Below are 12,430 nucleotides of genomic sequence, written 5' to 3'. Positions count from 1 at the left end.
CCCCCTTGTGGCGTGATTGCTTCACCAAGGGGGGTCTTGGTCTCAGCAGCGCCGTTTCTTGCCGGTCTGGCAGTAAAGCACGTTGCCCGCAGCCCCGACAGCGGCTCCGGTGAGGATGTTGCCGTCGAGAATAGCCGCTGTGCCCGCACCGGCACCTGCGCCAAGCACGGCCTGTTCAAGCGCCGTGTCGCCGCAGCCCGCAAGCGGGGCCAAACCGAGGACCAGTATGAAAGCTTTGACGTTGATCTGCATGGTCTATCGCCTCTTGTTGAGTTCCCCAGGAGCGCAGGTGCAGAGATAGGGGTTACCCGAGGGCGATCCAAGCCGCCTTGCGGCAAAACACCAATCTCGGCAAAGGCTCGCTGACGGCAATAGGCATTGTTTTCAAAGCAAAAAATGGACGGCCAGCTTGGGATGAATGCTGGCCGCCCAATAGGGGAAGGGTAACGGAATAGACTTGCAAACAGAGCCCCTAGGGGAAGGGCTGGTACTACAGCCCCCATGCTGCATGGTTTTTGCGCGCTGTCCATCCGCGTCCGTGTCCCTTTTATGGGATCGGCTGCAATCCGCACAAACGCGCCGTCGATCGGCAAGAAAATGCCATTCCGGGCCGGGCCGCATGGCTTAAATGGATCCTGCCACCTCACCATTCATCTCCCGCGTCGTCGAAGGCCTGGGGAAAGGACGCGCGCGCGGCGGCCACATCGAGCACCATCAGGGCTTCGTAGCTTTCCGGATCAAACGGCTCTTCAGCAGGCAGAACCTCTCGCCCGAAGAGCCAGCTCAACCGTCCTGCATCGAGATTGCCGCGCTCGAAAGGCTGATTGCCAAACGCCTCCCAGAGGGCGCGCACAAACGCGGTATCGGCGCGTCGGTCAGCCGGACGCCGGTCGCGGAACCGTTCGCGTGCCTTGATCGGCGTGACGCCTTTCGGATTGGCCCGCCGTATGGTGAATTGATAATCCGTTCCGGGCAGACGCCCCGGGAAACCACGATGTTTCAGCATCTTACGCCCCCCCTGATCAGAGGGCGCACAAGGCAAGGCCCGGGCGACATCACCCGCGCCTTGCCACCTGTCAAAGGCTTATTTGTATTTGCCCGTGTATTCCGGTTCGACCGAGATGGGCTCGGGCGCCACCACGACAAAGTCCTCTTCCTGGCTCTGTCCGCCGCAAGCCGCCACGAAGGCGACCAGCCCAAGCGCTGCCAGGGTCCTGAGAGTGTTCGACATGTACTGCTCCTGTTTTCTTGCGCAACCGGGTGCGGGGGCTGACCCCGCTGGTCCCCGCTTTGCGCGGGTTCGACGGCTGCCGTGCAGCCAAGGGACAGCATAGCTGATCGGGCGAAAGAACAACATGAATTCAAAGCCATAGCGCGCACTTGTGACGCCAAAGCCTCAACCAGGGCCGAACATGAAGAGTGCGCCGCAACATATTGTGGTTGCATCAGAACACCTCCCAGATACAGGTGTCGTTTTCGACCCGGAACGCTTCGAAAACCTGGACGACATTCTCGTCGTACTGGCCGAATTCCGAGGGTTTGTCGGCCAGCGAAATAATGATCTGATTGGGCAACGGACCGGTATTGGCAAGCTTGGGCAGGGCAAAATGGGTGCAAAGATGCTCCAGGTCGGTCATGGTCCGCTCGACATCGTCGGTCTGCTCAAACGCAGGCGCAACAAAGCGGAACCGGTAGACCAGGCCCTGACCCGGCCGGTCCCACAGCATCTCTTGCAGTTCCGCCTCAAGCCCCGATGGCAGGCTCACACCGGCACTGCCGGAGCGCGCGCTGTCCTTGACCTCCTCCTCGGGCAGGCTCAGAACCAGCCAGGCCCCGACGGCGATCACCACCAGCGGGCCAACAGCAAGATAGACATAGCGCATCATGCCGCCCACCTCAGCCAGCGCGCGCGACGCGCCGGACAGGCCAGCAGCGCAGCGATCTGGCTTTCGGTTTCGGCGGGCCAATCTCCGTCCACCTGCCCGCCTGCCGTCAACAGCAGGCCGCCGCTTTGTTCCTCAACACGCACCACGGGCGCAAAGCCACGCAACCCGCGCAACAGCCGCCACAGATCCTGGCGAACCTGCTGCGCAAGGCGCAGCTTGCGCCCCATCGGCAGCCGGGTAGACACCGCCAGGTCAAACCGCACCGGCACCCGGCGCGCAACTGTCAGCGCGCCGTCGTCATGCAGTATATGCCAGTGGTTGCGTGCCATGGCTCGCGTACTCAGCCCTTTCTCATCTCGGTCAGTTGGCGGCACAGGTCCTGAAAACCTGTGCCAACCGGCTCAAAGAGGAATGTTGTCGTGCTTCTTCCACGGCATCTTCTGTTGCTTGTTGCGCAACGAGGCGAAAGCTCGGCTCACCCGTAGCCGCGTGCTGTGCGGCATGATGACCTCATCGATGAAGCCCCGCTCCGCCGCCACAAACGGGTTGGCGAAACGATCCTCGTAATCCTTCGTGTGCGCCGCGATCTTTTCGGCATCGCCGAGATCGGCACGATGGATGATTTCGGTCGCGCCCTTGGCCCCCATCACAGCGATCTCGGCCGTCGGCCACGCATAGTTGAAATCGCCGCGAAGGTGCTTGGAGCTCATCACCACATAGGCCCCGCCATAGGCTTTGCGGGTGATCACCGTCACCTTCGGCACGGTCGCCTCGCCATAGGCAAAGAGCAGCTTGGCCCCATGTTTGATCACACCGCCATATTCCTGGCTGGTTCCCGGCAGGAAGCCCGGCACGTCGATCAGCGTCAGGATCGGAATCTCGAAGCAATCGCAGAACCTTACAAAGCGCGCGGCCTTGCGCGCGCTGTCGATATCCAGAACACCGGCCAAGACCATCGGCTGGTTGGCAACCACACCCACCGTCTGCCCTTCGAGGCGGATGAACCCGGTGATCATGTTCTTGGCGAACTCTTCCTGAAGCTCATAGAAATCGCCCTCGTCGGCCAGTTTGACGATCAGCTCTTTCATGTCATAGGGGGTGTTCGGGTTGTCGGGGATCAGCGTATCAAGGCTGTCTTCGACACGGCCCGGCTCGTCGAAGAACGGGCGCACAGGCGGTTTTTCACGGTTCGAGGACGGCAGGAAATCGACCAGGCGGCGAACCTCGGCCAGTGCCTCCACGTCGTTTTCAAATGCCGCATCGGCCACGCTTGATTTCCTGGTGTGGGTGCTCGCCCCGCCCAGTTCTTCGGCGGTCACCTGTTCATTGGTCACGGTTTTGACCACGTCAGGGCCGGTCACGAACATGTAAGAGCTGTCCTTGACCATGAAAATGAAGTCGGTCATCGCAGGTGAATAAACCGCACCACCCGCGCAGGGGCCCATGATCACGCTGATCTGCGGGACAACGCCGGAGGCCTCGATATTGCGCTGGAAGACTTCGCCATAGCCTGCAAGGCTGTCCACGCCCTCCTGAATGCGCGCGCCACCGGAATCGTTGATGCCAATCACCGGCGCGCCGTTCTGAACGGCCATGTCCATGATCTTGCAGATTTTTGCGGCGTGGGTCTCGCTGACGGAACCGCCCAGCACGGTAAAGTCCTGACTGAACACATAGACCATACGGCCATTGATCGTTCCCCAGCCGGTGATCACGCCGTCGCCATAAGGTCTTGACTTCTCCATCCCGAAATCGGTGCAGCGATGGGTTTTGAACATGTCAAACTCTTCAAAGCTGCCTTCGTCCAGCAAAAGCTCAACCCGCTCGCGCGCTGTCAGCTTGCCCTTCTCATGCTGCGACGCAACCCGGCGTTCGCCCCCTCCCAAGCGCGCTTCGGCGCGGCGGTCTTCCAGAACCTGAAGAATATCTTCCATGATGTCCCCTGTAGATGATGTCAGCGCAAATTTGCGGCACCATACTGTCCGAATGCCTCAGGCCAAAGCAGAATCCGGCAAATTTGCAAACTATTGGAAACAGATGGCTGAATAATTGAAAATTTGCTAATTATTTCACGGATGAATGGACTTCCGGGTCGCAGCCTCCTACCGGTATTTCATGTCTACTCCGCCATTGGTCCGCTTTCTGGATCGACGCAGCCCCCCGCATATCCTCACGCTGATCCTGCTCGCGGGGTTGTCGGCGCTGGCCATGAATATCTTCCTGCCCAGCCTGCCGGGTATGACACTGTATTTTGAGACGGATTACCGCCTGCTCCAGCTTTCGGTCGCGCTCTATCTCGGGGTCAATGCCGTCTTGCAGCTGATCATCGGGCCGGTCTCCGATAAACTTGGCAGGCGCCCGGTGATCCTCGCCGGAATGGCGACGTTCCTTTTGGCGACGCTGGGCTGTGCTTTGGCTGGCAATGTGTGGGTTTTCCTGATTTTCCGCATGCTGCAGGCCACGATCGTGGTCGCCATGGTGCTAAGCCGCGCCATCGTGCGGGATATGGTTCCCGATGCACAGGCCGCATCCATGATCGGATATGTCACCATGGGCATGGCCGTCGTTCCGATGATCGGCCCGGCCTTCGGCGGCTGGCTCGATCAGGCCTTTGGGTGGCAGGCCAGTTTCGTCGCCCTGCTGATCCTCGGGGCCGGGGTGTTCTGGCTCACCTGGGCGGATCTGGGCGAAACGGCGCCAAACAGATCGCGCACCTTCCGCGAGCAGGCCCGGGAATACCCCGAATTGCTCACCTCTCCGCGCTTCTGGGGCTATTCCCTGGCCTCTGCGCTGTCCTCGGGGTCGTTCTTTGCCTATCTCGGGGGGGCGCCGTTTGTGGGCGATGTGGTCTTTGGCCTCTCACCTGCCGAGCTTGGTCTCTATTTCGGCGCGCCCGCCATCGGGTACTTCGTTGGCAATTTCATCTCGGGGCGGTTTTCCACCCGGATCGGGCTCAACCGGATGGTGTGTTGGGGTACGCTGCTCAATGCTATCGGCATTTCCATCAACCTGTCCTTGTTCTATCTCGGCCTTGGCAACGCGCTCAGCTTCTTTGGGCTGATGACGTTCATGGGGCTTGGCAATGGCATGACGATCCCGAATGCCACCGCCGGGGCGCTGTCGGTCCGCCCGCATCTTGCGGGCACAGCCTCGGGGCTTGCCGGGGCGCTCATGATCGGCGGTGGCGCTGCTCTTTCCGCCGCGGCCGGAGCAATGCTTACCGAAAGCTCGGGGGCCTTCCCCCTTTTGTGGATCATGCTGAGCACCGGGCTTCTGGCGGTTGGCGCGATCTGGCTGACCATACGGCGCGAACGGCGGCTCGCAGGGGTCTGAGCCATATGGACATCCGCGCTTTGCAAACATAGCCTGCATAAAAGGCTAAACTGCAAATCCGACAGGACCAACCATGGCGACACAGAAACTCTATGCCGGGGCCAAACTGCGCGAGACGCGACAACGCCTGGCGCTGACGCAGAAAGAGTTTGCCGCCAAGCTCGGCGTCTCCCTGCCCTATCTCAACCAGATGGAAAACAACAACCGCCCGGTCAGCACCACGGTCGTGCTGGCCTTGGCGCAGGAGTTCGGCTTTGACGTGACCGAGCTCAGCACAGGCGATGCCGAACGCATGGTCTCGGACATGCGCGAGGCACTGGCCGATCCGGTTTTTGTCGATGATATGCCGCCCCTGGCCGATCTGCGCCTTACCGCATCCAACGCGCCGGCGCTGGCGCGTGCCTTCCTGGCGCTGCACAGCGCGTATCGGCTGACCCATGAGCGGCTGGCTTCGCTCGATGAGGCGCTGGGGCGCGAGGACGCGCGTGCGCGGCCCTCTCCCTGGGACGAGGTGCGCGACTTCTTCCACTATTGCGACAACTACATTGATGCCGTGGACCGCGCCGCCGAGCATTTCGCGCGTTCAGGCCGTCCAGACGCGGCAGAGGCCCGGCTGAGCGAGCTTGGCATCACCATCGCCAATTCCGAGGAAGGTCCCTTGCGCAAGTTTGACCGCGAGTCGCGCATCCTTTACCTGTCCTCCCGGGCAGAGCCGGAAACCCGGCGCTTTCAGATGCTGCTGCAACTGGCCCTGCTCACCCAGGATGCCCTGTTGGAGGCCACGCTCGACCTTGCCAAGTTCCAGTCCGACGCGGCGCGCTCCATCGCCAAGATCGGCCTGGCCAACTATTTCGCCGGGGCCGCGATGATGCCCTATACGCGCTTCCTGGAGGCCGCGCAGGAGTTGCGCCACGATCTGGAGCTGCTGTCCAAGCGCTTCGGGGCCTCGATCGAGCAGGTCTGCCACCGGCTTTCGACCTTGCAACGCCCGGGCGCCAAGGGGATCCCCTTCTTCTTTGTGCGCGTCGATCAGGCGGGGACGATCACCAAACGCCATTCGGCCACCCGTCTGCAATTCGCGCGTTTCGGCGGGGCCTGTCCGCTATGGAACGTGCACCGCGCCTTTGAAACGCCGGGCCGCTTCCTGCGCCAGCTTGGCGAGACACCGGACGGGGTGCGTTATATCAGCCTGGCGCGGGACGTGTCCAAAACGGGCGGCAGTTTCGGCGCGCCTGTGCGCCGCTTCGCCATTGCTCTTGGCTGTGAAGTCAAACATGCCGATGCGTTGGTCTATGCCGATGATCTGGATATCTCCAACGCCCGCGCGTTTGAGCCCATCGGCATCTCCTGCCGGATCTGCGAGCGGACGGAATGTCACCAGCGCGCCGTTCCTCCGCTGGAGCGGCACCTGTCGATCACACCGGATGAGCGCGGTGTGCTGCCCTATCGCGTTGGCTGACCCGTGGCACGTCGCCTGATCACCTTCCTTGCGCTCGTTGCCGCCCTTGGAGGGGCTGGCTTTCTGGGCCTCGGGCGTTTTGAACGCGCGATGGTGTATCCGTTCGACAAGAGCCGGACATATCCCGAGACCATCGGCCTCGACAGCGTGAGGGAGGTGCTGTTTGACAGTCTCGGGCAGACGCTGGTGCTTTGGGTTTCCCCGCCTGAGCCGGGAAAACCGGTGATCCTCTATTTCCACGGCAATGCCGGCAATCTTGCCAACCGGGCGCATCGCTTTGCGGCCTTTCTGGACCGTGGGTATGGCCTGATCGCCCCGGCCTATCGCGGCTCATCCGGGAGTACCGGCAAGCCATCTGAACGCGCAATCACCCGTGACACGCGGGCCATATGGCGCAACGTCGACAGTCTGATCTCCGGGATTGGTGCCACTGATATCGTCATTTATGGGGAAAGTCTTGGCGCCGCTGTAACGCTCAAAATGCTCGATGCGCCTGACACGCCCCGACCCCGGGCCGTGGTTCTGGAGGCGCCCTTTCGCACCCTCGCCGATGTTGTCCGGCACACTGCCCCTCAGTTTGAGCCACTGATTCCGCAGATGAAAAACGTCTGGAACAGCCAGGCCCATGCCCGGGCACTCACCGCACCGCTCCTGATCCTTCACGGAACGGAGGACGCGTTGATCCCGATTGAACAGGGTCGCGCCATTCACGACGCGGCCCGTTCATCCCCAAAGACATTCCAGGCGATCCGCGGCGCGGGTCACAACAATGTCTGGGAAATGGGCGATCTCAGCGCGCTGTGGCGCTTCGTTGAGGCGGATTGACCCGCGCAGGGTCAGGCCGGTGCAGCCGTCAGAATCCGATAAAGCTCATCCTTCAGCGCGGCCCGCTTCTTGCGCATCTCCTGCTCGGCCAGAGCGTCAACCGGCTCCACATTGGTTTCGGCCCGGTGCACGGCGCGGTTCAACGCGTGATACTCCTCTGACAGTCGCGCAAAATGCGCATCAGTGGTTTTGAGCTCGGTGATGCGGTCGGCATGTTCCGGAAAATCTTCGAGCAGTTCATGCGGCGTATGCGACATCGGCAGGTCCTCCCATTGGTCTGTTTCTGCCAGTTTATCGCAGCCGTGGACGGGTCACTTTGATCCCTGTCAAACCGGCACTGCATCAACGCTGCTTTGTCTGCCAATCCGGATGAATCCATGGCTGCGCATTGTCGGGCGGCAGAGGCGTGCGACCCAGGATGTGATCGCTGGCCTTCTCTCCCACCATGATCGAGGGCGCGTTGAGGTTGCCATTGGTGATGCGAGGAAAGATCGAGCTGTCGGCCACGCGCAGCCCGTCCACACCAATCACCCGGCATTCCGGGTCCACCACGGCATGTTTGTCATCCGCGGCCCCCATCCGGCAGGTGCCGCAGGGGTGATAGGCGCTTTCGGCGTGCTCGCGGATGAAGCCGTCAAGCTCCTCGTCGCTCTGCACGGCGCTTCCGGGCTGAATCTCGTGCCGTGCGAAGGGTTTGAACGCCTCCTGGCCAAAGATTTCACGAGTGAGGCGAATGCATTTGCGGAATTCGACCCAGTCGCGCTCCTCGCTCATGTAGTTGAAGCGAATGACCGGGTCGTCGCCCGGGTCGGCGCTGCGCAGGGTCACGGCCCCGCGCGACGGGCTGCGCATCGGTCCGACATGCGCCTGAAACCCGTGCCCTTCGGCCGAGGCCTGCCCGTCATAGCGTACGGCAATGGGGAGGAAATGGAACTGAATATCCGGATACGGAATACCCGCCTCGGAGCGAATGAAGCCGCAGCTTTCAAACTGGTTCGATGCTCCCGGTCCGGTCTTGGTCAGCATCCAGCGCGCACCGACATAGGCTTTACCCAAAAGGTTCCAGTACTTGAAAAGGCTGACGGGCTGCGACGCGGCCATCTGGATATAGAGCTCCAGATGGTCTTGCAGATTGGCCCCAACGCCAGTGCGGTCCGCGACCACGTCAATACCGTGCTCGGACAGATGCGCGGCCGGGCCGATGCCGGACAGCATCAGGAGTTTGGGCGAGTTGATGGCCGAGGCGGCGATGATCACCTCCCGCCGGGCGCGGATGACCTCTCGTCTGCCTTTGCAGACAGCCTCGATCCCGACGGCACGGCCTTCTTCGATCACGATACGCCGCACATAGCCGCGCACAAGATCGCAATTCTCGCGCCTGAGCGCAGGCTTCAGATAGGCATTGGCCGCCGACCAGCGCTGACCCTTATAGGTGGTCTGCTCGAAGGGTCCAAAGCCCTCCTGCTGCGCGCCATTGTAATCCTGCGTGACCGGATAGCCCGCCTGCCGCCCAGCCTCGATGAAAGCGCGGGTAAGCGGGTTGGCCATCTCGCCACGGGTCACATGCAATGGCCCATCTGTCCCGCGCCAGCTTGCGTCGCCGCCGTGGCCGCCATCGGTCCAGTTTTCCTGGCGCTTGTAGTAGGGCAGCACATCGGCATAGCCCCAGCCCCGCGCGCCCTGATCCCGCCAATGGTCAAAATCATGCGCATGGCCGCGCACATAGACCATACCATTGATCGAGGACGATCCACCGATCACCTTGCCGCGCGGGCAGGCCAGGCGACGGTTGCCCAGATGCGGCTCCGGCTCGGACCGGTAGCCCCAGTCATACCGTTTCATGTTCATCGGAAAGCTCAGCGCGCCCGGCATCTGGATGAAGGGGCCGGCATCCGTTCCGCCATGCTCGACCACCAGAACCGACTGGCCCGCCTCGCTCAGCCGATAGGCCATGGCGCAGCCGGCACTTCCCGCTCCGACAATCACATAATCAGCTTCCATCATGCCCCCTCCGCACGCAGAACATCAAAGGGCACCATCACATGCGCGCGGTATGCCGGTCGTTCGGCAAGGCGCGCGTAATAGGCCTCAACGACCGGGTTTGCCGCGCGCGGAACATCGATGGTGAACCAGCGAAAAAGAAGGTGACCAACAACGATATCCGCCGCTGTCAGTTGCTCACCGCATATGAAAGGCGCATCACTCAGTTGCCCGGCCAGATGGCCCATATAGGCATCGAACTGCGCGACAGCCCGCGACAGCGCCTCTTCGTCCCTCTCGGCGGCGGCGGTTCGGACGCGGGACCAGAAGATCGGCACTGTGAAGCCATTGCAGAGCTCGTTCTTGCCCCATTCGGCCCACATATCCACGCGCGCGCGGCGGGCGGGATCGGACGGCCAGAAATCACCACCGTCCCCGTAACGCGCCGCCAGATAGCGCAGGATTGCGGCACTTTCCCAAACAACAAGGTCACCATCTCGCAAGACCGGGATCTTGCGGTGAGGATTGAGCGCACCGAACTCGGGGCTATCAAGCCCGCCATGCAGATGCCCATAGTCCAGACGCTCGCAGGACAGGCCAAGCTCGGCCACCGCCCACATCACAAGCTGTACGTTTGACGAGGTCGCGCGACCGTAGACTGTCAACATCACTCGCCCCTCGGAAAGCGTTGATTTTCTTCAACTACGTTGAGGTCCATATGATTGCGCATATAACGTTCAGAGGCTTTCATAAGGGGCTGATAATCCCAGGGGTAGTAGCCGCCCTGACGCAATGCCTCGTACACCACCCAGCGCCGCGCCTGGCTTTCGCGCACCTGCGCATCGAATTCCTCAAGGTCCCAGCGCCCTGCAGCCTCGCGTCGGAAATATTCCAGCACTTTCGCAACGCGTGGCTCGCCTGCCAGATTGCTCAGCTCATGCGGGTCGGCGTCGAGATCGAAAAGCTGCTCATCGTCGAGGGCGCAATTGGTATATTTCCAATGCCCTTGCCGCAGGCAGATAAGCGGCGAGTAAGATGCCTCGGCGGCATATTCCATCGCCACGGGCGTCATGCGTTTGGCGCCCTTGCCCTGCGGCACAAGGCTTTGCCCCTCGCACCAGGGCATCACCTCGGCCATGCTTACCCCCGCAAGTTCACACAGCGTCGGGCAGACGTCGATCGTGCTCACCGGTGCATCGACGCGGGTCGGCTCCATGCCCGGCGCCGCGATCATCAGCGGAACCCGCGCCGAGCCTTCGAAGAAGCACATCTTGAACCACAATCCCCGCTCGCCCAGCATATCGCCATGATCCGACACAAAGAGGATGATCGCCTCCTGGCGCGTCGCCTCAAGTGCCTCCATCACCTCGCCGATCTTGTCGTCGAGATAGGAGATATTGGCGAAATAGGCCTGTCGGGAGCGGCGGATATCGTCTTCGGTGATGTCGAAATTGCGCCAGTCATTCGCGTCGAAAATGCGCTTTGAATGTGCGTCGTGATCGTCATAATCCATTGCGGGAACTTCAGGCAGCAAATGTTGGCAATCGTTATATAAATCCCAATATTTCTTGCGCGCCACATAGGGATCGTGCGGGTGTGTGAAGCTCACCGTGAGGCACCAGGGGCGGCCGTCATGCCCGCGCGCCAGGTCATAGACCTTGCGCGTGGCGTTGTAGGCAACCTCGTCATCATACTCCATCTGGTTGGTGATCTCGGCTACGCCTGCCCCTGTGACCGAGCCCATATTGTGATACCACCAGTCGATCCGCTCACCCGGCTTGCGATAATCCGGTGTCCAGCCGAAATCCGCTGGGTAGATATCGGTGGTCAGACGCTCTTCGAACCCGTGCAGCTGATCGGGTCCGACAAAGTGCATCTTGCCGCTGAGGCAGGTCTGATAGCCCGCACGGCGCAGGTGGTGGGCATAGGTCGGTATGTCGGCGGCGAACTCGGCAGCGTTGTCATAGACCCGGCTGCGCGACGGCAGCAGCCCCGACATGAAGCTTGCCCGCCCCGGCGCGCAGAGCGGAGAGGCGGTATAGGCATTGGCAAACCGGGTCGAACGCGCTGCCAGCGCCTTGAGGTTGGGGGCGTGCAGCCAATCGGCGGGACCGTCCGGGAACAATGTTCCATTAAGTTGATCCACCATGAAAATCAGAATGTTAGGCTGCGTCATTCATGTATCGCCTTCGCTAGGGATGTGTCGAGATAGTGCATCAGGATGTCGATCGCCGCCTCGGGTGCGATCGGGTCACGGCGCAGGGCCTGGCGGATATAGAGTCCGTCGATCATCGCCGCCAAGCCGCGCGTCAACATGCGCGCATCCGCGCCAGCCAGTTGCCGGAAATCATGCAGAAGATTTGAGCGAAGACGCCTTTGGTAAATGTTGAGAAGCCGCCGCGCCTCGTCCGACTTTTGCGCCTGCACATAGAAATTGAGCCAGGCAGCCACGCTCGCCTCGCGAAACTGGCTGGGCGCAAAGCTGGCGCGGATGATCGCCTCTATGCGATCTCGCGGTGTCTTTGCCATGATCAGCGCCCCGCGCACCTCGGCGGCATAGATTGTCAGAATGTGACGCATGGCCGCCGCGAAAATCTGCTCTTTCGAGCCGAAATAGTGATGCGCCAGCGCGCTTGACATGCCTGCGCGCTTGGCGATCTGGCTGACCGTCACATCCAGCGTCCCGCGCTGACCGATCTCGTGAATTGTGGCCTCGACCAAAGCCGAGCGCCGGATCGGCTCCATCCCCAGCTTTGGCATCGCCCTACCCGCATCCTAAAACGTCTTGCCAGACAGGGATATTGCTGTTTAATTGACTCGTCAATCAACAATAGACAGGGGTCTATTTTGAGCTTGCGCGAGAGAGTTTGGGGGATAAGCTTGTTCAGGGTGGCCACCATTCCACTCTTCGCGATGGCCTGAGCCAACCAAAGTGCCATACATCATG

The 12,430-nt window shown here is 61.4% G+C and carries 14 protein-coding genes; 3 read left to right on the top strand and 11 right to left on the bottom strand.

Going from position 1 to position 12,430, the window contains the following annotated elements; translation table 11 throughout:
- Positions 1-42: 42 nt before the first annotated feature.
- From EI983_RS05705 to EI983_RS05685, 6 genes are all read right to left on the bottom strand, one after another.
- Positions 43-252 (bottom strand): hypothetical protein, encoded by a 210-nt coding sequence (locus tag EI983_RS05705; RefSeq protein WP_157706425.1) that lies wholly within the window; start codon positions 250-252, stop codon positions 43-45.
- Positions 253-643: 391 nt separating this feature from the next.
- Positions 644-1,006, bottom strand: coding sequence for a hypothetical protein (locus tag EI983_RS05700; protein WP_157706424.1), 363 nt, complete (start codon positions 1,004-1,006; stop codon positions 644-646).
- A 78-nt stretch (positions 1,007-1,084) separates the two neighbouring features.
- The gene (locus EI983_RS19210) at positions 1,085-1,231 is read right to left on the bottom strand and encodes a hypothetical protein (RefSeq protein WP_198389383.1); all 147 of its coding nucleotides are present in this window, start codon (positions 1,229-1,231) and stop codon (positions 1,085-1,087) included.
- A gap of 214 nt (positions 1,232-1,445) precedes the next feature.
- A complete protein-coding gene (locus EI983_RS05695) occupies positions 1,446-1,886 on the bottom strand; it encodes a DUF6497 family protein (protein WP_246162309.1) in 441 nt (146 codons plus the stop codon).
- The gene (locus EI983_RS05690; RefSeq protein WP_157706423.1) at positions 1,883-2,215 is read right to left on the bottom strand and encodes a hypothetical protein; all 333 of its coding nucleotides are present in this window, start codon (positions 2,213-2,215) and stop codon (positions 1,883-1,885) included. Before EI983_RS05690 ends, EI983_RS05695 begins: the two co-directional genes overlap by 4 nt.
- A 72-nt stretch (positions 2,216-2,287) precedes the next feature.
- Positions 2,288-3,820 (bottom strand): acyl-CoA carboxylase subunit beta, encoded by a 1,533-nt coding sequence (locus tag EI983_RS05685; RefSeq protein WP_157706422.1) that lies wholly within the window; start codon positions 3,818-3,820, stop codon positions 2,288-2,290.
- 181 nt (positions 3,821-4,001) lie between these two features.
- Between EI983_RS05685 and EI983_RS05680 the strand changes: the two genes are divergently transcribed.
- The 3 genes from EI983_RS05680 (at position 4,002) to EI983_RS05670 (ending at position 7,503) form a co-directional block, all read left to right on the top strand.
- The gene (locus tag EI983_RS05680; protein WP_157706421.1) at positions 4,002-5,219 is read left to right on the top strand and encodes a multidrug effflux MFS transporter; all 1,218 of its coding nucleotides are present in this window, start codon (positions 4,002-4,004) and stop codon (positions 5,217-5,219) included.
- Between the two features lie 73 nt (positions 5,220-5,292).
- Positions 5,293-6,678, top strand: a complete 1,386-nt coding sequence (locus EI983_RS05675; RefSeq protein ID WP_157706420.1) for a helix-turn-helix domain-containing protein — start codon at positions 5,293-5,295, stop codon at positions 6,676-6,678.
- Between the two features lie 3 nt (positions 6,679-6,681).
- Complete coding sequence (locus tag EI983_RS05670) at positions 6,682-7,503, top strand: alpha/beta hydrolase (RefSeq protein ID WP_157706419.1); 822 nt, start codon at positions 6,682-6,684, stop codon at positions 7,501-7,503.
- An 11-nt stretch (positions 7,504-7,514) separates the two neighbouring features.
- Here the strand turns inward: EI983_RS05670 and EI983_RS05665 are convergent, their stop codons facing one another.
- The 5 genes from EI983_RS05665 to betI all read right to left on the bottom strand — a co-directional run bounded on the left by EI983_RS05665 (position 7,515) and on the right by betI (position 12,243).
- Positions 7,515-7,760, bottom strand: a complete 246-nt coding sequence (locus EI983_RS05665; RefSeq protein WP_157706418.1) for an HP1242/YdcH family protein — start codon at positions 7,758-7,760, stop codon at positions 7,515-7,517.
- An 85-nt stretch (positions 7,761-7,845) separates the two neighbouring features.
- The gene (betA, locus tag EI983_RS05660) at positions 7,846-9,504 is read right to left on the bottom strand and encodes a choline dehydrogenase (RefSeq protein WP_157708993.1); all 1,659 of its coding nucleotides are present in this window, start codon (positions 9,502-9,504) and stop codon (positions 7,846-7,848) included.
- Positions 9,504-10,151 (bottom strand): glutathione S-transferase family protein, encoded by a 648-nt coding sequence (locus EI983_RS05655; protein WP_157706417.1) that lies wholly within the window; start codon positions 10,149-10,151, stop codon positions 9,504-9,506. Before EI983_RS05655 ends, betA begins: the two co-directional genes overlap by 1 nt.
- On the bottom strand, positions 10,151-11,659 hold the full coding sequence (gene betC / locus EI983_RS05650; RefSeq protein WP_157706416.1) for a choline-sulfatase: 1,509 nt from the start codon (positions 11,657-11,659) through the stop codon (positions 10,151-10,153). The genes EI983_RS05655 and betC overlap by 1 nt, the downstream gene beginning before the upstream one ends.
- The gene (gene betI, locus EI983_RS05645) at positions 11,656-12,243 is read right to left on the bottom strand and encodes a transcriptional regulator BetI (RefSeq protein WP_157706415.1); all 588 of its coding nucleotides are present in this window, start codon (positions 12,241-12,243) and stop codon (positions 11,656-11,658) included. Before betI ends, betC begins: the two co-directional genes overlap by 4 nt.
- Positions 12,244-12,430: the final 187 nt, after the last annotated feature.

Origin of the sequence: Roseovarius faecimaris (assembly GCF_009762325.1) — a bacterium.
Taxonomy (GTDB): domain Bacteria; phylum Pseudomonadota; class Alphaproteobacteria; order Rhodobacterales; family Rhodobacteraceae; genus Roseovarius; species Roseovarius faecimaris.
The sequence above is the reverse complement of the archived record's forward strand: the minus strand, read 5'-3'. Positions and strand labels throughout refer to the sequence as shown.

Excerpts from the sequence above, each read along its gene's own strand:
- EI983_RS05705 (WP_157706425.1), bottom strand. The coding sequence starts at position 252 with ATGCAGATCAACGTCAAAGCTTTCATACTGGTCCTCGGTTTGGCCCCG.
- EI983_RS05700 (WP_157706424.1), bottom strand. The coding sequence starts at position 1,006 with ATGCTGAAACATCGTGGTTTCCCGGGGCGTCTGCCCGGAACGGATTAT.
- EI983_RS19210 (WP_198389383.1), bottom strand. The coding sequence starts at position 1,231 with ATGTCGAACACTCTCAGGACCCTGGCAGCGCTTGGGCTGGTCGCCTTC.
- EI983_RS05695 (WP_246162309.1), bottom strand. The coding sequence starts at position 1,886 with ATGATGCGCTATGTCTATCTTGCTGTTGGCCCGCTGGTGGTGATCGCC.
- EI983_RS05690 (WP_157706423.1), bottom strand. The coding sequence starts at position 2,215 with ATGGCACGCAACCACTGGCATATACTGCATGACGACGGCGCGCTGACA.
- EI983_RS05685 (WP_157706422.1), bottom strand. The coding sequence starts at position 3,820 with ATGGAAGATATTCTTCAGGTTCTGGAAGACCGCCGCGCCGAAGCGCGC.
- EI983_RS05680 (WP_157706421.1), top strand. The coding sequence starts at position 4,002 with ATGTCTACTCCGCCATTGGTCCGCTTTCTGGATCGACGCAGCCCCCCG.
- EI983_RS05675 (WP_157706420.1), top strand. The coding sequence starts at position 5,293 with ATGGCGACACAGAAACTCTATGCCGGGGCCAAACTGCGCGAGACGCGA.
- EI983_RS05665 (WP_157706418.1), bottom strand. The coding sequence starts at position 7,760 with ATGTCGCATACGCCGCATGAACTGCTCGAAGATTTTCCGGAACATGCC.
- betA (WP_157708993.1), bottom strand. The coding sequence starts at position 9,504 with ATGGAAGCTGATTATGTGATTGTCGGAGCGGGAAGTGCCGGCTGCGCC.
- EI983_RS05655 (WP_157706417.1), bottom strand. The coding sequence starts at position 10,151 with ATGTTGACAGTCTACGGTCGCGCGACCTCGTCAAACGTACAGCTTGTG.
- betC (WP_157706416.1), bottom strand. The coding sequence starts at position 11,659 with ATGACGCAGCCTAACATTCTGATTTTCATGGTGGATCAACTTAATGGA.
- betI (WP_157706415.1), bottom strand. The coding sequence starts at position 12,243 with ATGCCAAAGCTGGGGATGGAGCCGATCCGGCGCTCGGCTTTGGTCGAG.